This is a genomic window from Dechloromonas sp. CZR5, assembly GCF_008711155.1.
Taxonomy (GTDB): domain Bacteria; phylum Pseudomonadota; class Gammaproteobacteria; order Burkholderiales; family Rhodocyclaceae; genus Azonexus.
The window spans coordinates 282,217-304,283 of the sequence record NZ_VUYQ01000004.1; the positions used below are offsets into that span (position 1 = coordinate 282,217).

Sequence of the window (22,067 nt, forward strand, 5' to 3'; positions counted from 1 at the left end):
GGAAAATTGAATGGCTCAATTTGTTAATTATAGCGAAATTGAGTGTGTTGATTGTTGGGGCTGTGCAGACTGCCTATGGGGCGGCGCTGCCCAGGGTCCACCGAGGGGGCGGCAAACCGTTATAATTCAACGTTTTTCCTGCCCAGTAATCCATGCGCGTCTTTCGCGGCCATTCACGCCCTGTTCCTGCTCCTGTTGCGCTTGCCATCGGCAATTTCGATGGCGTCCACCTGGGGCACAGTGCCTTGGTCGGTCGTTTGGCGGGCTACGCGCGCGACCATCGGCTGGTGCCCATGGTGCTCACCTTCGAACCGCATCCCCGGGAGTTTTTCGCCCCGGGTTCGGCACCGGCCCGCTTGAGTACGGTTCGCGAGAAGCTGGAATTGCTTGCCGAGTGCGGCGCCCGTCAGGCCATGGTGTGCCCGTTCAATGCCCGCTTCGCCGCACTGTCGGCCGAGGAGTTCGTCGAGCAGGTGCTGGTCCTCGGGTGCCGGGTCAAGCATTTGATCATCGGTGACGACTTCCGCTTTGGCCGCGGGCGTAGCGGTGACTATGCCTATCTTCAACAGGCAGGCGCCCGCTGGGGTTTCACCGTCGAAGCCATGGGCAGCGTGATGGTCGATGGCGAACGTGTTTCCAGTTCCGGCGTGCGGCGGGCGTTGGCGACGGGCGATATGGAGCATGCCGCCCGTTTGCTCGGTCGCCCTTACATCATGGATGGGCAGGTATTGCATGGCCAGAAACTGGGCCGACAGCTCGGCTTCGCCACGGCCAACCTGCGCATCAAGCACAACCCCTTGCCGATGTCCGGCGTGTTTGCCGTCGAAGTCAGCGGTCTGGATGACAAGCCCCTGCCCGGCGTTGCCAACCTTGGGGTTCGCCCCACTGTCGGCGGAACGACCCGGCCGCTGCTCGAAGTGCATCTGTTCGATTTCGATCGCGATATCTACGGCGCACATATTTCGGTGCGTTTCGTGCACAAGTTGCGCGACGAACAACGTTTTCCCAATTTCGACGCCCTCAAGGCGCAGATCGCGGCCGATGCCGCGGCGGCGCGGGCTTTCTTCAAGCTGTGAGCACGCAAAATGGCTGACTACAAAGACACGCTGAATCTCCCCGATACTCCGTTCCCGATGCGCGGCGACCTGCCCAAGCGCGAGCCGCAATGGGTTGCCCAGTGGCAGCAGAAAAAGTTGTATCAGCGCATCCGAGAAATCAGCGCCGGGCGTCCGCGCTTCGTGCTGCACGATGGCCCGCCGTATGCCAACGGTGACATCCATATCGGCCATGCGGTCAACAAGGTCTTGAAGGACATCATCGTTCGTTCCAAGACGCTGTCGGGTTTTGATGCGCCCTACGTGCCGGGCTGGGATTGTCATGGTCTGCCCATCGAGCACCAGATCGAGAAGCTGCACGGCAAGAACATCCCGGCCGACAAGGTGCGCGAGTTGTGCCGCAGCTATGCGGCCGAACAGGTCGAACGGCAGAAGAAGGACTTTATTCGCCTCGGCGTGCTGGGCGAGTGGGACAACCCCTACCTGACCATGGCCTTCAAGGCCGAAGCCGAGGAAATCCGTGCCTTGGGCAAGATCCTGGAGCAGGGCTACCTGTACCAGGGCCTGAAGCCGGTGAACTGGTGCCTGGACTGCGGCTCGGCGTTGGCCGAGGCCGAGGTCGAATACGAAGACAAGAATTCTCCGGCCATCGATGTCGCTTTCGAGGTTCATGAAAATCACGCGGCCAAGCTCGCCGCGGCTTTTGGCTTGTCCCACTTGCGCGGCCCGGCTTTTGCCGTGATCTGGACGACGACGCCATGGACACTGCCGGCCAACGAGGCGGTCAGCGTGCATCCGGAGCTGACCTACGACCTGATCGAGACTGAAAAGGGCGGGTTGATCCTGGTTCGCGAACTGGCCGAGGCGGCGCTCAAGCGCTACGGGCTGGAGGGGACGGTGGCCGGTTCATGCACCGGCGACAAACTGGATCAGATGCTGTTGAAGCATCCGTTCCAGAACCGCGATGTGGCCATCATCTGCGGTACCCACGTGACGACCGAGGCGGGTACCGGCCTGGTGCATACGGCGCCGGCACATGGCGTGGACGACTACAACATCGGCAAGAAATACGGCCTGCCGGTGAACAACCCGGTCGGCAACGATGGCAAGTTCATCTCCACCATTCCCGCACTGTCGACCGGCGAACTGGCCGGCAAGACCGTCTGGGAAGCCAATCCGCTGGTGCTTGCCGAACTTGAAGCCAAGGGCCGCCTGCTCAAGCAGGAACGCATCCAGCACAGCTACCCGCACTGCTGGCGCCACAAGACGCCGATCATTTTCCGTGCCACGACGCAGTGGTTCATCGGCATGGAAAACCGCAAGGATGAGAGCGAGCCGACCCTGCGCTGGATCGCCGAGCGTGCCGTCGACGAAACCCAGTTTTTCCCGGCCTGGGGCCGCGCCCGCCTGGAAGGCATGATGAAGACCCGCCCGGATTGGTGCGTGTCACGCCAGCGCAATTGGGGCGTGCCGATCCCGTTCTTCCTGCACAAGGAAACCGGCCAGCCGCATCCGCGTACTGCCGAGCTGGTCGAACTGGTTGCACAGCGCGTCGAGAAAGCCGGCATCGAAGCCTGGTTCAGTCTCGATGCCGCCGAATTGCTCGGGTCCGAGGCCGGACAGTACGTCAAGATGAAGGATACGCTCGACGTCTGGTTCGACTCCGGCACGACGCACTGGCATGTCCTGCGCGGCTCGCATGCTGCCGTATCGACACATCCGGCCGATCTCTATCTCGAAGGTTCCGACCAGCATCGCGGCTGGTTCCAGTCCTCGCTGCTCTCCGGCTGCGCCATCGACGGCCGCGCTCCGTACAAGGCGCTGCTGACGCATGGTTTCGTGGTCGATGGCAAGGGCCACAAGATGTCCAAGTCCAAGGGCAACGTCATCGCACCGCAGCAGGTCTCGGACAAGATGGGCGCCGATATCCTGCGCTTGTGGACCGCGTCGACCGATTACTCCGGCGAACTGAGCATTTCCGACGAAATCCTCAAACGCGTCGTCGAAGGCTACCGCCGCATCCGCAATACCCTGCGCTTCCTGCTGGCCAATGTCTCCGACTTTGATGCCGCAGCCGACATGCTGCCGGTCGAGCAATGGCTGGAGATTGATCGTTACGCCCTGGCCCTGACCCGCGAACTGCAGGACAGCTGCCGCGCCGATTACGACAAGTACGAATTCCATCGCGTAGTCCAGGCACTGCAGACCTTCTGTTCCGAAGACCTCGGCGGTTTCTATCTCGATATCCTCAAGGATCGCCTGTACACCACGGCACCTAAGTCGGTGGCCCGCTGTTCGGCGCAGTCGGCCTTGTGGCACATCACGCAAGCCTTTGTTCGTCTGCTGGCACCGATCACCTCCTTCACTGCTGAAGAGGTCTGGGCTGTGCTGACCGGGAAGGAAGACGATTCGGTCATGTTCCAGCGATGGCACGAACTGCCGGCGCTGGCGGGCGAAGGTGAACTGCTTGCCAAGTGGAGCCTGATCCGAACCGCCCGCGCCGACGTGACCAAGGCGCTCGAAGCGCAGCGCGAGGCCGGCAAGATCGGCTCGGCGCTGCAGGCCGCGGTCGCTGTCCATTGCACAGGCGAGAAATTCGAGGCGCTGGCGTCGCTCGGCGACGACCTGAAGTTTGTCTTCATCGTGTCGGCAGCGAGTGCCGTTCGTGACGATGTGGAGCAGGTTCTGGCCACCCCGCTGGAGCATGCCAAGTGCGAACGTTGTTGGCACGTCCGCGAAGAGGTCGGTACGAATGCGGAGCACCCGACGCTGTGCGGCCGCTGTGTCAGCAACCTGTACGGCGATGGCGAGGTACGTGCCTGTGCCTAGATCGGCAAATGGATGGTACGGGCTGGCCGCGATCGTTGTCGTGCTCGACCAGCTTAGCAAGTGGGTGGTGCTCAACCATGTGCAGTATGGCGAAACCATTTACGTAGCCCCGTTCTGGAACTGGGTGCTGACCTTCAACCCGGGGGCGGCTTTCAGCTTTCTTGCCGACCAGCCGGGCTGGCAACGCTGGTTTTTCAGCGTGCTGGCCTTGGGCGTGTCGGGATGGATTGCGCTGGAACTCAAGCGATATCCCGAACAGCGGCTGATGGCGCTGGCCTTGACGCTGGTCATGGGAGGGGCGCTGGGCAACGTGATCGATCGTATTCGTTTTGGTGCTGTCGTCGATTTCATTCAATGGCATGCCGCCGGCTACTACTGGCCGGCCTTCAATGTTGCCGATTCCGCAATCACGCTAGGTGCCGTCCTTATGGTTTGGGCCACGCTTTTTGCCAAGAAAGAAACTTCCGATGAGTAATACCGTTCGTTCCGACAGCTACCTGACTCTGCATTACCGGATCACCGCACAGGATGGCGAAGAATTCCTGTCCACCTTCGACATGAGCCCGGCCACCCTGCAGATGGGGAGCGGGCAACTGGCCGAGAATCTCGAAAAGGTATTGATCGGCCTGCCGGCCATGGAGCACTTTGTATTCGAACTGCCCCCGGATGAGGCGTTTGGCCAGCACAATGCCCGCCTGGTCGAGCGCATCGCGCGTAACGGCCTGCCCCCGGAAATGGAACTCAAGGAGAATTCCGTCGTCGAATTCACCGCGCCCAACGGCGGTACGTTCGCCGGCTTTCTGCGCGAACTGGACGCCACGCACGCGCTCTTCGACTTCAATCACCCGATGGCCGGAAAAACGATCCGCTTCGAGGTGAAAATCATCGGAATCATGTAATGGAAATCATCCTCGCCAACCCCCGCGGTTTCTGCGCCGGCGTCGAGCGTGCCATCGCCATCGTCGAGCGGGCACTGGAAAAGTTTGGTGCGCCGATCTATGTCCGCCACGAAGTCGTGCACAACAAGTTCGTCTGCGACGACCTGCGTGCGAAGGGGGCTGTTTTTATCGAGGAACTGGACGAGGTGCCGTCCGGTAGTACGGTCATTTTCAGTGCACATGGCGTCTCCAAAGCCGTTCGTGCCGACGCCGAAGCACGTGGCCTCAAGGTTTTCGATGCCACCTGCCCGCTGGTTACCAAGGTGCACGTCGAAGTTGGCAAAATGCGCAACCAGACCCGCGAAGTCGTCATGATCGGCCACAAAGGTCATCCTGAAGTTGAAGGGACGATGGGGCAGAGCGAGGGGGGGATGTATCTGGTCGAGACGGCGGACGATGTCCAGAAGCTGCAAGTCCAGCATCCGGATTCCTTGTCATTCGTTACCCAGACTACCTTGTCGGTTGATGACGCGACACAGGTTATCGAGACCTTGAGGGCTCGCTTTCCGGATATTCAGGGGCCGAAAAAGGACGACATCTGCTACGCCACCCAAAACCGGCAGGATGCGGTTAAAGCCTTGGCCGAGCAATGTGATCTGGTCATTGTCGTGGGCAGCCCGAACAGTTCGAATTCACGGCGGCTGAAGGAGGTTGCACTGGGTAAGGGGGTTGTCGCTTTCCTGGTGGATGGTCCCGTTGAAGTCAAGCCGGAGTGGGTGCGCGGGAAGAAAAGCATTGGCATCTCGGCGGGCGCTTCTGCGCCAGAGGTCCTCGTTAAACAGGTAGTCGAGCGCATCAGTGAGTTGACCGGTGCCTCGATTACGCGTAGCCCCAGCGTTGATGAAGGTGTTTCGTTTCCGTTGCCGAAGGAACTTGCTGGTCGGTAGTCGATTCTTGACGGCAACATACCGTTGGTTTCAGATTCACTTCCGTTCGTCGTCGCCTGCTAACACATTGCGCTGAATTGGCTTAGATTGTCCCATAGCAAGATGGCTTGCGTGTGGCAGGCTGCTATCGATGGCTGTGGGTACGAACTGAAGCGGAGGTTGCGATGAAACGCAATGGATTCAAGATAAACACGATCAAGCTGGCACTTTGCCTGGCCTATCCGGCTTTGACGTTGCCCGTCCTTGCCGCCGAGCCGTGGCCAGCGCTACCTCCGGCCTTATCAACGGCTGTTACTCCCAATGTTTTGCTGCATGTCGATAACTCGGGGAGTATGAATAGCTATCCTCCGAGCGGGGGGACTGATCGAAAGATCGTTATTGCACGCGACGTTGCAAAGGACTTGATCAGTAACAACCAGAGTTTGCGCTGGGGCTTGTTTTCGTTCGATCCAAACTCTAACGAAACTGCGGGAGTTTTGCAGGCACCAGTGGGCTCGACCAAGGCAACTTTGGATACTGCAATTAACGCCTTGGGTCCTGACACATGGACTCCTTTAGGAGAGACGCTCTTTGAGATGTCTCGCTATTGGGCAGGCGAAACTTCCTACTTTGGCAAAACCAAGAATGCTCCAGGCGGGCAATACACCAGTCCCATACAGTATCGGTGCCAAAAGAATTTCAACATCGTCATTACCGATGGTGTGTCAACGAAAGACAACAAAATTCCGGGTTTGCCTGGTTTTGCGGGAGTTAATTACAGATCCTATGATACGAATGGGGGGGCGCTGACCAAAACGTTCAAGGCTTGCCAAGATGCGAATACCGTGTCGTCTGTAACCTGCCCGGCTGTCCTTGAAGGTTCAGTTCAAGCGGCGGGGGTTGGTTCGAACAAATTTGTTGGAACGGTAGACGATGGCGCAAGTTACGGTCGTTCTATTCGTGACGTGGCAATGTTTTCGTTTGACAAGGATATGCGCGTAGGTGGCAATGATCTGGATGGAAAGAGCTTTGATGATCCAAAATTTCCGAAGCAAAATGTAATTACCTATACCGTAGGCTTCGCGGTTGATGACCCTGTTCTTAAGGCTTCCGCAACGGTCGGCGGGGGGGCTTATTACACAGCGGGCAATCGGTCTCAATTGTCTAATGCCTTAAATACGGTGGTTGCGAGCATCATCGCGTCGATTTCCAATGCCGGTGGTGTTGCAACGACCAATCCGTATAAGGTTGCAGGCAACAAAGTGTTCCAGCCTGTCTTTAATCCCAATGGCTGGTATGGTGAATTGCGCTGTTACGATTTTGCTAGCATGACATTCGACTCCTCGGGAAATATCGTTTCCGGGCAGTGCACACCCAATGCGAAGTCATTGGTTCCTGCGGCGGCCAGTCGCAAGATCTGGTCGTCGACGTGGGCCCCGGCTACGGGGCAGGTCGGGGCCGGTGCAGCGGTATCGGGTACAGGGGCGTTCGAATTCCTGGATACGGCAACGACGTTGATGACTGCCGCCCAACTGGCCGATCTTGGCAGTACCGCGATTGACCAAAAGAATGCGATCAATTTTGTGCGTGGCATCGATGGCAGCAATCGGGCGCGTAGCAACGGGTTGCTCGGTGACATTACCGATGCACAACCCGTGGTGGTCGCTGCACCATCGGGAGCCACCTCGGATGCCAGCTATGCAGCATTCCAGACGACCAATGCAGCGCGCAATGTCGTTTTCATTGGTTCAAACGACGGGATGATGCATGCCTTCAATGTGGCCGATATGACGGAGCTTATGGGTTACGTCCCGGCGGCTGTATATCCGCATCTGGCTGCGTTGCCCTCCATAACCTACGGTGCTTCGGGTGGTACTGCGCATGTTTACGGGGCAAATGGAGAAGCACGCCAGGCTGATCTCAAACTCGGGGCTTCCCCGACATGGAAGACTGTCGTTGTGGGTGGTCTTGCCCAGGGCGGGCAAGGGTTCTATGCGCTTGATGCGACGGATTCGGCAACCCTGACCGCTGCGGCTAACAATGCATTCAAGTGGGAATGGAATGATCAGCATGATACAGGCATGGGCTACACTTTTGGTGCGCCTTTGATCTATAACGTTCGTACCTCGGCAAGTACCGTGGTCCCTGCCGTGATTCTGGTCAATGGTTATGAAAATGATTATGACGATACGGCGGTTGGCGGAAAGCGTAAGGCTGAAAATACTGCGGAGTGCACGAGGACCGTTTCAGGTGTGACAAAGCCATGCAATACGTCTGCCCTCTATGTCGTCAATGCCGATAACGGCAAACTGATCAAGAAGATTGCGATACCGGGAAACTCGACGGGAATCGGTGGCTTGTCTTCTCCAGCTGGTGTGGATTTTGGACAGGACGGCATCCTGGATTATGTCTATGCCGGAGATATGAATGGGAAGCTCTGGCGCTTCGATTTGACGTCTGATGATCCGAACAATTTCAAGGTGGCTGCCAATCCGATCTTCGATGCAGGATCATCACAGCCAATTACGCTGCGCCCAGCTATCAAACCAGTTTCCGATGCGTCGGGAAACTCACGCGGCAACCTTGTTTTATTTGGTACAGGAAAGCTTCTTCTGGATTCGGATCGATCAACGACGACGACCCAGAGTTTTTATGGGGTGCTTGATGACATGTCGGCAACCCCTATCACGGTTTCAAAGGCCAGCCTTGTGCAACGCGTGGTGAACGATGCCGTGAATGTATCTGTTGCAGCCACTGGGTACCGGAGCGGAACCTACCGCAAGGTCGAACCGTTAGCAAGCGGAGTGAGGCTTGATCTGACGCTGTCTACGGAGACCAAGAAGGGTTGGTATATCGATCTTCCGGCTTCCTCCGAGAGGCTGGTCAGTTCTCCGGTCTTGCTTGATTATTTGTTGATGTTTGGCACGGGTATTCCGTTGGCAGCAGAAAAGTGCATGCCGGGTGGGGCGGGCTGGGTAATGGGGGTCGATCCACTGACGGGCGGGGTTACGGTCAACAAGACTAAGAAGCCATATTCGTTCATCGATATCAAGGTCGACGGTAAATCGACAGTCGATGATCAACTGAGTTTTAGTTCTGGTGATGCGTATGCCAGTGGTCTGTCCACTGATGCTATTCCGACCGAACTGACCTACGTTTCGGATTCGAGCAAACTGATTACAATTTCCTCCAGCGGAACCAGTACGTATGGCGACGCGGGTAGTGTTATCGCGCTCAAGGAAGCGAATCTGATGGCGATCTACACCGGGAATGCCGCTGCCGGGACAACCAAGGGGAATCCGATGGGCCGGCCTGCAGATGGCGGCTCGGGCGGCAAGTTGATCAAGTGCAAGCTGGGTACGCCCGGATGTAGCCAGGATGACATCAACAAGGCGCCTGGTACAGGAGTGAAGCTCGAGACCACGCTGTGGAGGGAAATTAAGTGATCCATAGGTGCGCGAGGTCGCTTGGAACTGAGTACGGTGGGTTCACGTTGGTCGAATTGCTGATCGGATTGGCTATTCTGGGCATTCTGAGCATGGTGGCGGTGCCGTCGATGAATAACATGATCCGGGATGCCAGGCTTTCTGCTCAGACGGACCTGCTCATCCACGTGCTAAATATCGCCCGTCTGGAAGCAGTCAAGCAAAGAGCCAGTATGACAGTTTGTCCGGCGGCCAATCCCGATACCGATAACGTGTGTTCTGCCAGTGCCACGGATTGGGCGAATGGCCTCATGGTCTGGGATGGTGCTGCGATTACGCAGCGAATCCAAAGCAAACGGGACATGACGGTGAACAGCAACGCGGCAGTATCCGTTGTGTTCGCTGGCACGATCGGGAGTGCGACGGCAACGACGTTTACGTTATGCGTGCCAGGGCGACGGGAGCAACAGGTCAATGTGGCAGTATCCGGGCGTATCAGCAAGCAGATCAATGCAACGATATGCCCGTAAAGCGAATCGTATCGATTGGGTGAATACATGAAACACCAATTCGGAATGTCTCTCATTGAAGTTATGGTGGCAGTGCTGGTCTTGGCGGTGGGCCTGTTGGGACTTGCCTCGCTTCAGGCGCGTACGCTCGTCTGGAGCGATAGTTCGCATTACCGGAGCATTGCCGCTGACTTGGCCGCCGATTTGGCCGATCGAATAAGGGCAAACCGCATGCCATACATTGGTGTCGATGAAGCAGCAAATCTTGCAGTGGGTTTGACTGCAGCGCCGGACTTTGCAACCTGTGTTCAGTCGGGGGCTAGCGTGACCGGGTGTCCCGCAACCTTCCAAGTTGCAGCCGATATGACGGAATGGAATGCCAACCTACGTAACTTGCTTCCGAATGGCCGGTTTGGTTTGGTGTCGGTGGCTGCTTCCCAAGGGTTTCGCTACACGCTGACCATTACCTGGCTGGATGATCGCGGGGCCGGAGCCGATGAAAGTTATGTAACGGTGATCGAATGAAAAACGGAATGACTGAATGCCGAGGATTTACGCTCATCGAGTTGATGGTTTCCTTGGTCATTGCACTAGTCGCGATCTTGGCCGCAACACAGATGTATTTGGGAAGTCGGGAGGCGAACCGGCTCCAGGCCATGCAGGCGACCCTCTCTGAGGATGGGCGTTTTGCGTTGTCGATGTTGCAGCGAGTCCTGACGCAAGCCGGGTTTCGCCCCAATCCGACCCTCACCCTTGGCGGGGCCAGCCCTGTGACCGCCGCATCGGCCACGTCGGCCAGCGTCCGTTTCATTGCTGACGGAACCAATCAGGTTGGATGCGACGGCTCTGTGTTGCCGAACAACGCAAACGCGGTCCGGACGCTGACCATTGCGGGCGGTGTCGGCAGGTTGCAGTGCGATGCAGTGGACTGGATCGCACCGGTTGGCGGCGCCAGCGAACTCGTCGATTTTCGACTCGATTTTGGGGTTGACAATGGACCAACGACGGTCAAGGACTTCGGTTGCGGTCCCGATGTCGTGGTCAGTGTCTCCAAGACAGGGGATTGCGTTGCCGATACCTATGTGCTGGCAACGGCGCAGGCGACCCCATTGCAGATCGTCGCCGTCAAGGCCTGCATTGTATTGCGCTCGGAGGAGTCGGGTAGGTCATTTGCGAAAGCTGCAGCCTACAAGGATTGCAGCAATGGTGATGTCGCCAATTCGCAAAACGACAATCGACTTTATCGGACATTCCGTTCCACCATCCTGATTCGAAATCCTGTGAAGTAGCTGCCATGAAGACTTTGTGTCGCTCCAAGGAAAGAGGCTTTGTCCTGATTGTCTCCATGCTGGTCCTGCTAGTGTTGACCATCTTGGTGGTTAATTCAGTTCGCAGTTCCGTTCTGGGCGAGAAAATGGCTGGGAACTACATGGACAGAAACAGGGCCATGCAAGCAGCTGAGCAAGCGTTGCGTCAAGGTGAGGCTGCGTTGCTTGGGGCTGACAATGGCCAAACCTGTTTGAATGGCTGTGCGGTTACTGCGGGGGCTGTGTCGGCCTCATCGGCAGCGGTCAACGCAATCCCGTCGGTGTGGGCAGATCCTGGATCTGCAACGATTACCACGGCTTATGGCCAGATGACGAGGGGCAAGTTTCAAGTCGCTCAGCTAAATGACGCGTTGCGAGCCGCAGACAAAACCGACTGCAAGGCCTACAGCATCATGGGGCGTGGTGAGGGGGTCGATAGTCGGGCTGTCGTAATTTTGCAGACCGTAACCTATGTCTGTCCAATTTCGTAGAGGGGGAGTAATGAGCGCAAGGCATTCCGCACAGGGAGAGGCAAGGCAAGCAGGATTCAGCCTGATTGAAATCATGATCGTGGTTGTGATCGTCGGTATTTTAGCGAGTATCGTGGTCCCTTCGTACCAGAACAATGTAAGAGCATCTCGTCGAGCGGATGTTCAGAGGCTATTGGTTGAGCGTTCTCAGGTATTGGAACGTTATTTCACGGCCAATGGACGCTATGTAACGGTGGCTGGCGGCAATACATGTGGAGGCGGTGCCGACCCAACCAGCGACTTCTATGCGGTAGTGACTGCCTGCACTGATACAACCTTTACAATTACTGCCACACCGGGAGCATCTGGGTTGCAAGCTGTAGATGGTACACAGACACTGACACAAAGCGGAGCTAGAGGAGGTAGTGTGAATAATGGTAGCTGGAAGTTCTGATCTGGACGGAAATTTCAGGCAGGTGCCGTTGTGTCTTGATAGTCGTGCAGTTATTTTGCTATAATCCCTGTTTTAATCTTTTCGTCGTTCGGAATATTCATGGCCAATAGCGCACAAGCCCGCAAGCGCGCCCGTCAAGCTGACAAGCAGCGCTCCCATAACGCCAGCCTGCGTTCGACCCTGCGTACCGCGATCAAGCGTGTGCGTCAGGCGATCGAAGCTGGTGACAAAGCCGCCGCACAGGGCGTCTTCCAGCAGTCCGTCGCAGTGCTTGATCGCATTGCTGACAAGAAGATTGTTCACAAGAACAAGGCTTCCCGTACCAAGAGCCGTCTGTCCGCTCAGATCAAGGCGCTTGCTGCTGCCTGATATCGATAGGTTGGACCAATAAAAATGGCGCCTGCGGGCGCCTTTTTTATTGTCGTTATTTGTACTTGCCGTTGCTTATTTTTTGTCGTCGATCGAGCAGACGCCGTCGACAATTTGCAGGTCGTTATCCTGCGCGAAGTTGAGCATGAAACGGTAGGCCATCGGTTCGAGTTCGCCGAGGCGGCCGTCGACGAAGACCGCTTTTTCGCCGTTGTAGTCGCCGGGGCCGACGTAGGGGGAATATTTCATCTTGCGTTCGGCGCCGAAGGCGGACATGACGCCACATAGGCGTTCGGCCCAGTCACTGGGGCGAAACTTTCGTCCTTCCTTGGTCAGGCCAACAATGATGAATGTGGTCGATTCTTGGATTGTCATTGTTTTACTCTGCGTTTGCGGGCGATACGACCTTGCGTGGGCGCATTCTAGCAGAAGCGATTGAACTTTCCATAATCAGGGCAGGTGAACGGGCTGTAACTCCCGTGTCGGTGCCGGTTTCCGTTCTATACAAGGACTTGTTTTTCTCATAAAATTCAGCTTTCTGCTGCCCGACGGGCTTGTTTCGCTCGTGGTGGTGGTCGTTTCGGCGGCATTTGCCGCCGTTTTCGTTTTCTGAGGTTGCCTCATGTCGCATGTCATGAATACCTATGCTCGTTTGCCGGTGACTTTTAGTCACGGGCAGGGGTGCCGGATTACCGATATCGAGGGCAGGGAGTACCTGGACGCCTTGTCCGGCATCGCTGTCTCGACGCTGGGTCACGCCCACCCGAAGCTGGTTGCGGCTATTTCCGCCCAGGCCGGCCGCATGCTGCATACCTCCAATTTGTACCGTATTCGCGAACAGGAGCAACTTGCCGACAAGTTGTGCGCGCTGTCCGGCATGAGCGAGGTGTTCTTCAGCAATTCGGGGGCTGAAGCCAACGAAGCGGCAATCAAGCTGGCTCGTTTTTACGGGCATAAGAAGCAAATCGAACTGCCCACCATCATCGTGATGGAAAAAGCATTCCATGGCCGGACGATGGCAACGCTTTCGGCAACCGGCAACCGCAAGGCGCAGGCCGGTTTCGAGCCGCTGGTGAGCGGTTTCGTTCGGGTTCCCTATGGCGATCTCGAGGCAATTAGTTATGTTGTAGAGCATCACCACAATGTTGTTGCCGTGATGCTTGAGGTCATCCAGGGCGAAGGGGGTATCCATCTGGCTGATCCGGACTTCTATCAAGAGGTTCGGGAGCTGTGCGATGCTCGCAGTTTGCTGATGATCTGTGACGAGGTCCAGTGTGGCATGGGGCGTACTGGTAGCTGGTTCGGCTATCAGCAGGTCGGTGTCCAGCCGGATATCGCAACGCTGGCCAAGGGCCTCGGCTCGGGTGTGCCGATCGGTGCCTGCCTGGTTGGCGGCAAGGCGGCCGGCCTGTTCGGGCCGGGCAACCATGGGTCGACTTTCGGTGGCAATCCGCTGGTTTCGACGGCTGCCTTGACCACCATCGAAGTCATCGAGCAGGAGGGCTTGCTGGCCAATGCAGCCCATATCGGTGACCTGATTCGCAAGCTGTTTGCCGAAGCCCTGGCGGGAACCCGCGGGGTGGTCGATATTCGCGGCCACGGCCTGATGATCGGCATCGAGCTCGATCGTCCATGTGGCGAACTGGTGGGCCGCGGTTTGGCGGCTGGCCTGTTGATCAATGTGACGGCGGATAGCGTTGTCCGCTTCCTGCCGCCGCTGATTTTCAGCGAGGCCGATGCACGTGAGCTGGTGGAGCGTACCGCACCGCTGATCAAGGAATTTCTGGCTGCTTAATTATGGCAATCAAACACTTTCTGCAATTCAAGGATTTCTCCCGTAGCGAACTCGACTACGTCTTCGAGCGCACGGCGTGGATCAAGAACCAGTTCAAGTCCTATCAGAAATATTGGCCTCTTGAGGACCGCACGCTGGTGATGATCTTCGAGAAGGCGAGCACGCGGACGCGTCTGTCTTTCGAAGCCGGCATGCATCAACTGGGCGGTGCGGCGATCTACCTGAATACCCGCGACTCCCAGTTGGGGCGCGGCGAGCCGGTCGAAGATGCGGCGCAGGTCATTTCGCGGATGAGCGACATCGTGATGATCCGGACCTTCGAGCAGGAGATCATCGAGCGCTTCGCGGCCAATTCGCGTGTGCCGGTGATCAATGGCCTGACCAACGAATACCATCCGTGCCAGATCCTGGCCGACATCTACACCTATATCGAGCATCGCGGCAGCATCCAGGGCAAGACCGTGGCCTGGGTCGGCGACGCCAACAACATGTGCAACACCTGGCTGCAGGCGGCCGAGGTGCTGGATTTCAAGGTGCATGTGTCGACCCCGCCGGGCTATGAATTGCAGCCGGACCTGATTGCCGGTGTTACCGCGGCGCACTACGAGATTTTTGCCGATCCGATGGATGCCTGTCGTGGCGCCGATCTGGTCAATACCGACGTGTGGACCTCGATGGGCTTCGAAGCCGAAAACGAGGTGCGCCTCAAGGCCTTCGCCGATTGGTGCGTCGATGGCGACATGATGCGCGTGGCCGATCCGCAGGCCCTGTTCATGCACTGCCTGCCGGCGCATCGGGGTGAGGAGGTCACAGCCGAGGTGATCGATGGGCCGCAGTCGGTGGTCTGGGATGAAGCGGAAAACCGTCTGCATGTGCAGAAGGCGCTGATGGAATATTTGCTGCTGGGCCGCATCCAAGGCTGAGCAGTTGGATTGAATCAAAATCGAAACAAGGGAACGCAAATGAGCGACATCAAGAAGGTTGTGCTGGCCTATTCGGGCGGTCTGGATACCTCGGTCATCCTCAAGTGGCTGCAGGATGTTTACAAGTGCGAAGTCGTCACTTTCACGGCCGACCTCGGTCAGGGTGAAGAGCTCGAGCCGGCGCGCGCCAAGGCCCTGAAGGCCGGCATCAAGCCGAAGAACATCTACATCGACGATGTGCGCGAAGAGTTCGTCCGCGACTTCGTTTTCCCGATGTTCCGCGCCAACACCGTTTATGAAGGTGAGTACCTGCTCGGCACCTCCATCGCCCGTCCGCTGATCGCCAAGCGCCTGGTCGAGATCGTCAACGAAACCGGCGCCGACGCCATCTGCCACGGTGCTACCGGCAAGGGCAACGACCAGGTGCGTTTCGAGTTGGGCGCCTATGCGCTGAAGCCGGGCATCAAGGTCATCGCCCCGTGGCGCGAATGGGACCTGATGTCGCGTGAGAAGCTGATGGCCTACGCCGAGAAGCATGGCATCGAAATCGACATGAAGCACAAGAAGGGCGGCTCCCCGTATTCGATGGATGCCAACCTGCTGCACATTTCCTACGAAGGTCGTCACCTTGAAGATCCGGCGGCCGAGGCCGAAGAGTCGATGTGGCGCTGGACCGTATCGCCGGAAAAGGCACCGAACAAGGCCGAGTACCTCGACCTGGAATTCGCCAAGGGCGACGTCGTTGCCGTCAATGGCAAGAAACTGAAGGCCCACGAAGTGCTGGCCCTGCTCAACGAGCTGGGCGGCAAGCATGGCATCGGCCGTCTCGACCTGGTTGAGAACCGCTACGTCGGCATGAAGTCGCGCGGCTGCTACGAAACCCCGGGCGGCACCATCCTGCTGCGTGCTCACCGCGCCATCGAATCGATTACCCTGGACCGCGAAGTCGCCCACCTTAAGGACGACCTGATGCCGCGTTACGCCAGCCTGGTGTACAACGGCTACTGGTGGAGTCCGGAACGTAAGGCGCTGCAGGTATTGATCGACCATACCCAGCAGACCGTCAACGGGTCCGTCCGCCTGAAGCTGTACAAAGGCAACGTGATCGTTGTCGGCCGCGATTCGAAGACCGATTCGCTGTTCGACTCGACTATCGCCACCTTCGAGGATGACGCCGGTGCCTACGACCAGCGTGACGCTGGCGGCTTCATCAAGCTGAACGCCCTGCGCATGCGTATCGCGGCCAATCTGTCGGCGAAGAAGGCCGGCAAGCCGGCGGCGGCCAAGAAGGCTGCGCCGAAAGCCGCTGCGGCCAAGGCCGCAGTAAAGCCGGTAGCCAAGGCCGCTGCCAAACCGGCAGCCAAAGCCACCAAGGCAGCACCGAAAGCGGCTGCCAAGCCGGTAGCTGCCAAGGCCGTGGTGAAGAAGGCCATTGCCGCGCCGGTCGCCAAGAAGGCTGCCACGCCGGCCAAGGCTGTTGCCAAGAAACCGGCGGCGAAGAAGAAGGGTTAAGCGATGGACGGCACCGTATTCGGGTTCAACGAAGAACAGATCGCGGATTTCTTCTCGACCTGGGGCGTCGGCGCCTTCATCCTTTTCATGCTGTTCATCATCGGCGAGATTGCCTGGAAATCGAAGGCCGGCAAGATGGGGACTTTCGTACTCTTCTTCGTGCTGGCTTTTGGTATGGTCGGTTTTATCGCCAAGAGTGTCATTCAGAAAATCTGGGGTATTTAAATGTCGCAATACGACAACGTTTCGGTGGTCAAGAAGGCCAATGTTTATTTCGACGGCAAGTGCGTCAGCCACACCGTGGTTCTCGCCGATGGCACCAAGAAGACGGTCGGCGTGATCCTGCCGTCCAGCCTGACCTTCAATACCGGTGCGCCTGAAGTCATGGAAGGTGTTGGCGGTTCGTGCCGTGTCAAGCTGAAGGGCGAAAGCGAGTGGAAAACCTACGGTGACGGCCAGTCCTTCAACGTGCCGGGTAACTCCAGCTTCGAGATTGCCTGCGACGAGCCGTACCACTACGTTTGCCACTTCGGCTAAGCAGCCGGTGCGCCAACCAGCCCGGCCGTCGCGCCGGGCTTTTTGATTTGAGGAGATTTCATGCCCAGTTTTGACTTCACATCCGAAGCCGACATGGTGGCGTTGAAGAACGCCATCGACGTTGCCGTTCGCCAGATCGACAACCGCTACGATTTTAAGGGCACCTCGGCCAAGGTCGAGTTCAACGAGAAGGACAAGGTCATCACCTTGCACGGCGATTCCGACTTCCAGCTGGACCAGATCAAGGACATCCTTTTTCCGGCCATGGAGAAGAAGGAGGTCGAGAGCACCAAGCGCCTCGACCACCAGTCGGTGCAGAAAATCTCCGGCAACAAGGTCAAGCAGGACCTGAAGATCAAGATGGGTATCGAGACCGAACTGGCCAAGAAACTCGTCAAGATGATCAAGGATGCCAAGCTCAAGGTGCAGGCTTCGATCCAGGGCGATGCCGTGCGCGTCCAGGGGGCCAAGCGTGACGATCTTCAGGATTGCATCGCGCTGATCCGCAAGGAAGTGACCGACTTTCCGATCAAGGCGGGGAATTTCCGCGACTGAGCGCCTGGTTACTTGCCAATGCAGGAAAGGGCGGCGATGGCCGCCCTTTTTGCTTTCAGCGGGCCAGGCCGCGAATCCACACCGAATAGAGCTGTTCGGACAGGCGTCGCATGCCGGGCAAGCGGGAGGAAAGTTCGCTCGCCATCTGCTCCGGCGTTTGTACGCTGGGTTGGTCGGCAGCCCCCTGAACTTCTGTCGTCCAGTCCTCGCACCATCGGGCGACCATTTCCGGGGTCATTTCGACGTGACACTGCATCGCCAGATGGGGACCGAGGGCAAACATCTGGTTGGCGCAGTGCGGACTCGATAGCAGCCGGGTTGCACCATTCGGGATGCTGAAGGTTTCACCGTGCCAGTGAAAGACGTTGCCGCTCTGTCCGGCGAGATCGCCCAGCCAGTGCTTGCCCACGGTGTGGCTTTCCCCGAATACGTCGCCCCAGCCGATTTCCCTGGCCGGGTTCCGGGTGATCTCGCCACCCAGCGCCTTGCTCATCAGCTGGCCGCCAAGGCAGTGTCCGATGATCGGCATACCGGCGGTGACCGCGGCGTGGATCAATGTGCAACTCCGTTCGATCCAGGGCAGGGGGTCGTTGACACTCATCGGGCCACCCATGAAGCACAGGCCGGAATAGTCATGCGGGTCTCCGGGCACGCCTTCACCCTCGTCAATGGCGATCAGCTGCCACGGAATCCCTTGCTGCTCAAGGAATATGGCAAAATAGCCGGGACCTTCTGTTGGGGAGTGGCGAAAGATGGCAACGGGCTTCATGGCGGAAAAAACATCCGGAAAGATGAGCGGCCATTTTACGCTTCTCGCGCTGCTGCTTGTTTGGCTGCCGTTTATGGCTGATGCCCAGGATGTCGGTCTGGCAGGCATCATGGGCAGCAAGGCCATGTTGATGATCAATGGTTCCGAACCGCAGGCCGTACCGGTCGGGCATACGGTCGATGGCGTCAAGGTGCTCTCCATCCAGAACGATCAGGTCATGCTCGAGATTGGCGGCAAGAAGCGTCCGTTGCGCGTCGGCCAGCATGCCATCGGCGCAGTGAATTCGGATGGCTCCGGCAAGATCATCATGACGGCCGATGGTCAGGGACATTTCTATACAACCGGTACGATCAACGGCACCTCGGTCCGCTTTCTGGTCGATACCGGGGCGACGATGGTTTCCCTGGGTGCCACCGATGCCCGCCGGGTTGGTGTGGATTTCAACCGTGGCCAGAAAGCCATGGCCAATACGGCCAACGGTCAGGCCGTCGTGAGCAAGGTGCAACTGGATACCGTCCGTATCGGCGATGTCACGCTGCACAACGTCGATGCGCTGATCCATCAGACAGAGATGCCGATAGCCCTGCTCGGCATGAGCTTTCTGAACCGGATGGAAATGCTTCGTGATGGCAGCACCATGACACTTAAAAAACGATTCTAGGAGAGAACAATGCCGCAGAAAGATCAGGAAATCGCGCTGTTGCGCCGTGAGATCGAGTTGATGATGGGGGAGCGGCAGGCCTTGCTCCGGGTGGCCGGTTCAGCGGCGGTACTGATTGCCAGCCTGGACAGCAAGCGGCTGCCGGTGGGGGCGGTCGAGTCGGCTGACCTGGTGGCTACCACGATCAATGGTCTGTCCGAAGAAACCCTGCAGGATGCCTTGGCATCGGTGAATGCGGAAATCGAGGAAGATTCCCTGGCAAAATGACGGTCGATCTGGATCGACTGCGAACCAGTTTGCTCTCGGAGCAAAGGGCCGGTCATTTCGTTCAGGAAGATGGTGCGCTGGATCAGCCCCTGACCCCGGCGGCCGTCCTGTTTCCCATTGTTCTGCGGGATGACGGACATACGGTCCTGCTCACCCAGCGGACGGCCCATCTCCGCGACCATGCCGGGCAGATCAGCTTCCCCGGCGGTCGCGTCGAAGCGCATGACCAGTCGCCGGTTGATACGGCCCTGCGCGAAACGGAGGAGGAAATCGGCCTGTCGCGGGAGCGGGTGGAAATTGTCGGGTTCCTGCCGGAATATCGGACAGGTACCGGGTTCCGCGTCACTCCGGTCGTCGCGCTGGTGCGCCCGCCTTTTGACCTGCAGCCCGATCCCTTCGAGGTGGCGGAGATTTTCGAGGTTCCGCTCGCTTTCCTGATCGACCCGGCCAATCACCAGCAACATTCGCTGCATTATCGCGGAGCCTTGCGCCATTACTTCGCCATGCCCTATGGAGACTATTTCATCTGGGGGGCGACGGCCGGCATGATTCGTTCATTGTCCGAACGGCTCGGGCTGCTCCAGGCGCCCTGAGCTTGTGGTATCGTGGCGTTTTGCAATACGAAAATAAGCCGAACACGGCAATCCTCAGCCCCACATGAGTCTTCTTTCGCTGATTGCAGTCTTTCTCATCGAGCAGCTGCAGCCCCTCGATTACCGTCGCATCATCGCCGAGCCGCTGGGTGCCTGGGCGGAATTCATCGAGTCCCGTTTTAATGCCGGCGCCTATCGCCACGGCATTCTGGCCTGGTGCTTTGCCGTTCTGCTGCCGGTCGCTCTGGTCGGCATTGCCTATGGCGCCCTGCATGCGCTGAATCCGTTGTTCGGCCTGCTTCTCAATGTCGGCGTGCTCTATCTGACCATGGGTTTCCGACAGTTCAGCCACCACTACACCGAGATTCAGCTGGCCTTGCGCCTCGGCGATCTGGAACGGGCGCGTACCTTGCTCGCCGAGTGGCAAGGGCGCTCGACCTACAACCTGGGATCGGAAGACATCGCGCGCCTCTCGATCGAGGGGGCCTTGGCGGCTTCGCACCGGCATGTCTTCGCCGTGTTGCTGTGGTTCATCCTGCTCCCCGGGCCTTGTGGCGCCTTGCTCTATCGCCTTGCGCTGATCGTTCGCGATCGTTGGAATGAGCAGGTCGATGAGGAAAACCAGTTTGCGCTGTTTTCCCGTCAGGCGTTCAGTGTGATCGACTGGCTGCCCTTGCGGACGACCGCTTCGGCATTCGCCATTGTGGGCGACTTCGAGGATGCGGTGTATTGCTGGCGGACGCAGCCGGCGCAGTGGCCCGATCGCGACCTGGGTATCGTGCTGGCAGCCGGTGCGGGGGCTTTGGGCGTGCAGTTGGGGAGGCCCGTTGCCGATGGCGTTGAAGTTGCCGATCGCGGGGAACTCGGGTTGGGCGATCCGGCCGACGTAGATTTCATGCAGAGTGCCGTGGGCCTCGTCTGGCGAGCCACGGTGGTGTGGATGTTGTTGCTCTTTTTGCTGGGGCTCGCTAGTCTGGTGGGCTGAATACTTATATCAGGAGGTTTTCATGAGCAAAGATGTTGTCGTTCTGAGTGCTGTTCGTTCCCCCATCGGTGCTTTCGGTGGTTCGCTGGCCGACATGGATCCGTGCGATCTGGGCGGTACCGTGATGAAGGAAGCGATCGCCCGTTCCGGCGTCGATCCGCAAGCCATCAACTACGTGACCGTCGGCACCACGATGCCAGTCGATTCCCGTTACGCCTACGTCTCCCGTGTTGCCTCCATTCAGGCCGGCCTACCGATGGATTCCGTCGCCATGCAGGTTTCCCGCCTGTGCGCCTCCGGCCTGCAAGCCATCGTCACCACTGCCCAGAACATCCTGCTTGGCGATTCCGACTACGGTATCGGCGGCGGCGTCGAAGTGATGTCCAAGGTGGCCTACCTGATGCCGGCACTGCGTTCCGGCGCCCGCATGGGCGACACCAAGGCCATTGATGCCATGGTTGCCGTGCTGACCGACCCGTTCGGCGTCGGCCACATGGGTATCACTGCCGAGAACCTGGCCGCCAAGCACGGTATTTCCCGTGAAGACCAGGACGCCTTTGCCGTCGAATCGCAGCGTCGTGCTGCTGCCGCCATCGACGCCGGCCACTTCAAGTCGCAGATCATGCCGATCGTCAAGCAAACCCGTAAGGGCGAGGTTGTGTTCGACACCGACGAGCATCTGAAGCGTGGCACCACGATGGAGTCGCTGGCCAAGATGAAGCCGGCCTTCAAGAAGGACGGCACCGTCACCGCCGGTAACGCCTCCGGCATCAACGACGGCGCTGCCTTCTTCGTGCTCGCCGATGCTGCCAAGGCTGCAGCTGCCGGCCAGAAGCCGATTGCCCGCATGGTCTCCTATGCCGTTGCCGGCGTGCCGAACGACGTCATGGGCGAAGGCCCGATCCCGGCAACCAAGCTGGCCCTGAAGAAGGCCGGCCTGACCTTGGACCAGATGGACGTCATCGAATCCAACGAAGCCTTCGCCGCCCAGGCCCTGTCGGTTTCCAAGGTTCTCGGTCTCGACCCGGCCAAGACCAACCCGAACGGCGGCGCCATCGCCCTCGGCCACCCGGTCGGCTGTTCCGGCGCCTTCATCGCCACCAAGGCGATCTACGAAATGAACCGTATCGGCGGCAAGTACTGCCTGGTCACCATGTGTATCGGTGGTGGCCAGGGTATCGCCGTGATCTTCGAACGCGTCTAAGCGATTCGCGGTCGTTTCCGGAAAACCCGCTGGAGAAATCCAGC

Annotated in this window: 24 protein-coding genes and 1 pseudogene; 23 read left to right on the forward strand and 2 right to left on the reverse strand. The window is 58.4% G+C overall.

The annotated features are described in order from the left end of the window. Positions 1 to 152 precede the first annotated feature (152 nt). The 12 genes from F1002_RS13440 to rpsT all read left to right on the forward strand — a co-directional run bounded on the left by F1002_RS13440 (position 153) and on the right by rpsT (position 12,222). On the forward strand, positions 153 to 1,076 hold the full coding sequence (locus F1002_RS13440; protein WP_150429549.1) for a bifunctional riboflavin kinase/FAD synthetase: 924 nt from the start codon (positions 153 to 155) through the stop codon (positions 1,074 to 1,076). Between the two features lie 9 nt (positions 1,077 to 1,085). After that, on the forward strand, positions 1,086 to 3,884 hold the full coding sequence (gene ileS, locus F1002_RS13445; protein WP_150429550.1) for an isoleucine--tRNA ligase: 2,799 nt from the start codon (positions 1,086 to 1,088) through the stop codon (positions 3,882 to 3,884). Further along, complete coding sequence (gene lspA, locus F1002_RS13450) at positions 3,877 to 4,359, forward strand: signal peptidase II (RefSeq protein ID WP_150429551.1); 483 nt, start codon at positions 3,877 to 3,879, stop codon at positions 4,357 to 4,359. The genes ileS and lspA overlap by 8 nt, the downstream gene beginning before the upstream one ends. Continuing rightward, the gene (locus F1002_RS13455) at positions 4,352 to 4,783 is read left to right on the forward strand and encodes a peptidylprolyl isomerase (RefSeq protein ID WP_150429552.1); all 432 of its coding nucleotides are present in this window, start codon (positions 4,352 to 4,354) and stop codon (positions 4,781 to 4,783) included. Before lspA ends, F1002_RS13455 begins: the two co-directional genes overlap by 8 nt. Continuing rightward, positions 4,783 to 5,709, forward strand: coding sequence for a 4-hydroxy-3-methylbut-2-enyl diphosphate reductase (gene ispH, locus F1002_RS13460; protein ID WP_150429553.1), 927 nt, complete (start codon positions 4,783 to 4,785; stop codon positions 5,707 to 5,709). The genes F1002_RS13455 and ispH overlap by 1 nt, the downstream gene beginning before the upstream one ends. Before the next feature lie 164 nt (positions 5,710 to 5,873). Further along, the gene (locus F1002_RS13465; RefSeq protein ID WP_150429554.1) at positions 5,874 to 9,134 is read left to right on the forward strand and encodes a pilus assembly protein; all 3,261 of its coding nucleotides are present in this window, start codon (positions 5,874 to 5,876) and stop codon (positions 9,132 to 9,134) included. After that, positions 9,131 to 9,643 (forward strand): GspH/FimT family pseudopilin, encoded by a 513-nt coding sequence (locus F1002_RS13470; protein ID WP_150429555.1) that lies wholly within the window; start codon positions 9,131 to 9,133, stop codon positions 9,641 to 9,643. Before F1002_RS13465 ends, F1002_RS13470 begins: the two co-directional genes overlap by 4 nt. A gap of 27 nt (positions 9,644 to 9,670) precedes the next feature. After that, on the forward strand, positions 9,671 to 10,147 hold the full coding sequence (gene pilV, locus F1002_RS13475) for a type IV pilus modification protein PilV (protein WP_150429556.1): 477 nt from the start codon (positions 9,671 to 9,673) through the stop codon (positions 10,145 to 10,147). Then, positions 10,144 to 10,911 carry a PilW family protein gene (locus tag F1002_RS13480; protein WP_150429616.1) on the forward strand — a complete coding sequence of 256 codons (768 nt, stop codon included), beginning with the start codon at positions 10,144 to 10,146 and terminating at the stop codon, positions 10,909 to 10,911. The genes pilV and F1002_RS13480 overlap by 4 nt, the downstream gene beginning before the upstream one ends. 5 nt (positions 10,912 to 10,916) lie before the next feature. Continuing rightward, positions 10,917 to 11,420 (forward strand): PilX N-terminal domain-containing pilus assembly protein, encoded by a 504-nt coding sequence (locus F1002_RS13485; RefSeq protein ID WP_150429557.1) that lies wholly within the window; start codon positions 10,917 to 10,919, stop codon positions 11,418 to 11,420. 10 nt (positions 11,421 to 11,430) lie between these two features. Beyond that, positions 11,431 to 11,853: a type IV pilin protein gene (locus F1002_RS13490; RefSeq protein WP_150429558.1), complete on the forward strand. Its 423-nt coding sequence runs from the start codon at positions 11,431 to 11,433 to the stop codon at positions 11,851 to 11,853. Between the two features lie 99 nt (positions 11,854 to 11,952). Further along, a complete protein-coding gene (rpsT, locus tag F1002_RS13495; protein ID WP_150429559.1) occupies positions 11,953 to 12,222 on the forward strand; it encodes a 30S ribosomal protein S20 in 270 nt (89 codons plus the stop codon). A gap of 75 nt (positions 12,223 to 12,297) precedes the next feature. On the opposite strand, the gene F1002_RS13500 is transcribed toward rpsT, so the two are convergent. Beyond that, a complete protein-coding gene (locus F1002_RS13500) occupies positions 12,298 to 12,597 on the reverse strand; it encodes a DUF3579 domain-containing protein (protein WP_150429560.1) in 300 nt (99 codons plus the stop codon). A 247-nt stretch (positions 12,598 to 12,844) separates the two neighbouring features. On the opposite strand from F1002_RS13500, the gene F1002_RS13505 reads away from it, so the two are divergent. From F1002_RS13505 to F1002_RS13530, 6 genes and pseudogenes are all read left to right on the forward strand, one after another. Next, positions 12,845 to 14,017, forward strand: coding sequence for an aspartate aminotransferase family protein (locus F1002_RS13505; RefSeq protein WP_150429561.1), 1,173 nt, complete (start codon positions 12,845 to 12,847; stop codon positions 14,015 to 14,017). 2 nt (positions 14,018 to 14,019) lie between these two features. Next, positions 14,020 to 14,940 carry an ornithine carbamoyltransferase gene (argF, locus tag F1002_RS13510; protein WP_150429562.1) on the forward strand — a complete coding sequence of 307 codons (921 nt, stop codon included), beginning with the start codon at positions 14,020 to 14,022 and terminating at the stop codon, positions 14,938 to 14,940. A gap of 39 nt (positions 14,941 to 14,979) precedes the next feature. Then, a pseudogene (locus F1002_RS13515) lies at positions 14,980 to 16,203 on the forward strand (argininosuccinate synthase); the annotation flags it as partial. Positions 16,204 to 16,455: 252 nt separating this feature from the next. Then, positions 16,456 to 16,677 carry a DUF2788 domain-containing protein gene (locus F1002_RS13520; protein ID WP_150429564.1) on the forward strand — a complete coding sequence of 74 codons (222 nt, stop codon included), beginning with the start codon at positions 16,456 to 16,458 and terminating at the stop codon, positions 16,675 to 16,677. Continuing rightward, positions 16,678 to 16,989 carry a pyrimidine/purine nucleoside phosphorylase gene (locus F1002_RS13525; RefSeq protein ID WP_150429565.1) on the forward strand — a complete coding sequence of 104 codons (312 nt, stop codon included), beginning with the start codon at positions 16,678 to 16,680 and terminating at the stop codon, positions 16,987 to 16,989. A 60-nt stretch (positions 16,990 to 17,049) separates the two neighbouring features. Then, entirely contained in the window at positions 17,050 to 17,544 is a 495-nt protein-coding gene (locus F1002_RS13530; protein ID WP_150429566.1) for a YajQ family cyclic di-GMP-binding protein, read from the forward strand. A 55-nt stretch (positions 17,545 to 17,599) separates the two neighbouring features. Here F1002_RS13530 and F1002_RS13535 read toward each other — a convergent pair whose 3' ends face one another. Then, complete coding sequence (locus tag F1002_RS13535) at positions 17,600 to 18,313, reverse strand: type 1 glutamine amidotransferase (protein WP_150429567.1); 714 nt, start codon at positions 18,311 to 18,313, stop codon at positions 17,600 to 17,602. Between the two features lie 73 nt (positions 18,314 to 18,386). Here F1002_RS13535 and F1002_RS13540 point away from each other — a divergent pair, with 73 nt between their 5' ends. The 5 genes from F1002_RS13540 to F1002_RS13560 all read left to right on the forward strand — a co-directional run bounded on the left by F1002_RS13540 (position 18,387) and on the right by F1002_RS13560 (position 22,023). Further along, positions 18,387 to 18,974 (forward strand): TIGR02281 family clan AA aspartic protease, encoded by a 588-nt coding sequence (locus F1002_RS13540; protein WP_223879600.1) that lies wholly within the window; start codon positions 18,387 to 18,389, stop codon positions 18,972 to 18,974. A 9-nt stretch (positions 18,975 to 18,983) separates the two neighbouring features. Next, the gene (locus F1002_RS13545) at positions 18,984 to 19,241 is read left to right on the forward strand and encodes a hypothetical protein (protein WP_150429569.1); all 258 of its coding nucleotides are present in this window, start codon (positions 18,984 to 18,986) and stop codon (positions 19,239 to 19,241) included. After that, a complete protein-coding gene (locus tag F1002_RS13550; protein ID WP_150429570.1) occupies positions 19,238 to 19,834 on the forward strand; it encodes a CoA pyrophosphatase in 597 nt (198 codons plus the stop codon). Before F1002_RS13545 ends, F1002_RS13550 begins: the two co-directional genes overlap by 4 nt. A gap of 64 nt (positions 19,835 to 19,898) precedes the next feature. Then, the gene (locus F1002_RS13555; RefSeq protein WP_150429571.1) at positions 19,899 to 20,819 is read left to right on the forward strand and encodes a CobD/CbiB family protein; all 921 of its coding nucleotides are present in this window, start codon (positions 19,899 to 19,901) and stop codon (positions 20,817 to 20,819) included. Positions 20,820 to 20,841: 22 nt separating this feature from the next. Then, positions 20,842 to 22,023 (forward strand): acetyl-CoA C-acyltransferase family protein, encoded by a 1,182-nt coding sequence (locus tag F1002_RS13560; RefSeq protein WP_150429572.1) that lies wholly within the window; start codon positions 20,842 to 20,844, stop codon positions 22,021 to 22,023. Positions 22,024 to 22,067: the final 44 nt, after the last annotated feature.

Excerpts from the sequence above, each read along its gene's own strand:
- F1002_RS13440 (WP_150429549.1), top strand. The coding sequence starts at position 153 with ATGCGCGTCTTTCGCGGCCATTCACGCCCTGTTCCTGCTCCTGTTGCG.
- ileS (WP_150429550.1), top strand. The coding sequence starts at position 1,086 with ATGGCTGACTACAAAGACACGCTGAATCTCCCCGATACTCCGTTCCCG.
- F1002_RS13455 (WP_150429552.1), top strand. The coding sequence starts at position 4,352 with ATGAGTAATACCGTTCGTTCCGACAGCTACCTGACTCTGCATTACCGG.
- ispH (WP_150429553.1), top strand. The coding sequence starts at position 4,783 with ATGGAAATCATCCTCGCCAACCCCCGCGGTTTCTGCGCCGGCGTCGAG.
- F1002_RS13465 (WP_150429554.1), top strand. The coding sequence starts at position 5,874 with ATGAAACGCAATGGATTCAAGATAAACACGATCAAGCTGGCACTTTGC.
- pilV (WP_150429556.1), top strand. The coding sequence starts at position 9,671 with ATGAAACACCAATTCGGAATGTCTCTCATTGAAGTTATGGTGGCAGTG.
- F1002_RS13480 (WP_150429616.1), top strand. The coding sequence starts at position 10,144 with ATGAAAAACGGAATGACTGAATGCCGAGGATTTACGCTCATCGAGTTG.
- F1002_RS13485 (WP_150429557.1), top strand. The coding sequence starts at position 10,917 with ATGAAGACTTTGTGTCGCTCCAAGGAAAGAGGCTTTGTCCTGATTGTC.
- F1002_RS13490 (WP_150429558.1), top strand. The coding sequence starts at position 11,431 with ATGAGCGCAAGGCATTCCGCACAGGGAGAGGCAAGGCAAGCAGGATTC.
- rpsT (WP_150429559.1), top strand. The coding sequence starts at position 11,953 with ATGGCCAATAGCGCACAAGCCCGCAAGCGCGCCCGTCAAGCTGACAAG.
- F1002_RS13500 (WP_150429560.1), bottom strand. The coding sequence starts at position 12,597 with ATGACAATCCAAGAATCGACCACATTCATCATTGTTGGCCTGACCAAG.
- F1002_RS13505 (WP_150429561.1), top strand. The coding sequence starts at position 12,845 with ATGTCGCATGTCATGAATACCTATGCTCGTTTGCCGGTGACTTTTAGT.
- argF (WP_150429562.1), top strand. The coding sequence starts at position 14,020 with ATGGCAATCAAACACTTTCTGCAATTCAAGGATTTCTCCCGTAGCGAA.
- F1002_RS13520 (WP_150429564.1), top strand. The coding sequence starts at position 16,456 with ATGGACGGCACCGTATTCGGGTTCAACGAAGAACAGATCGCGGATTTC.
- F1002_RS13525 (WP_150429565.1), top strand. The coding sequence starts at position 16,678 with ATGTCGCAATACGACAACGTTTCGGTGGTCAAGAAGGCCAATGTTTAT.
- F1002_RS13530 (WP_150429566.1), top strand. The coding sequence starts at position 17,050 with ATGCCCAGTTTTGACTTCACATCCGAAGCCGACATGGTGGCGTTGAAG.
- F1002_RS13535 (WP_150429567.1), bottom strand. The coding sequence starts at position 18,313 with ATGAAGCCCGTTGCCATCTTTCGCCACTCCCCAACAGAAGGTCCCGGC.
- F1002_RS13540 (WP_223879600.1), top strand. The coding sequence starts at position 18,387 with ATGGCTGATGCCCAGGATGTCGGTCTGGCAGGCATCATGGGCAGCAAG.
- F1002_RS13545 (WP_150429569.1), top strand. The coding sequence starts at position 18,984 with ATGCCGCAGAAAGATCAGGAAATCGCGCTGTTGCGCCGTGAGATCGAG.
- F1002_RS13550 (WP_150429570.1), top strand. The coding sequence starts at position 19,238 with ATGACGGTCGATCTGGATCGACTGCGAACCAGTTTGCTCTCGGAGCAA.
- F1002_RS13555 (WP_150429571.1), top strand. The coding sequence starts at position 19,899 with ATGAGTCTTCTTTCGCTGATTGCAGTCTTTCTCATCGAGCAGCTGCAG.
- F1002_RS13560 (WP_150429572.1), top strand. The coding sequence starts at position 20,842 with ATGAGCAAAGATGTTGTCGTTCTGAGTGCTGTTCGTTCCCCCATCGGT.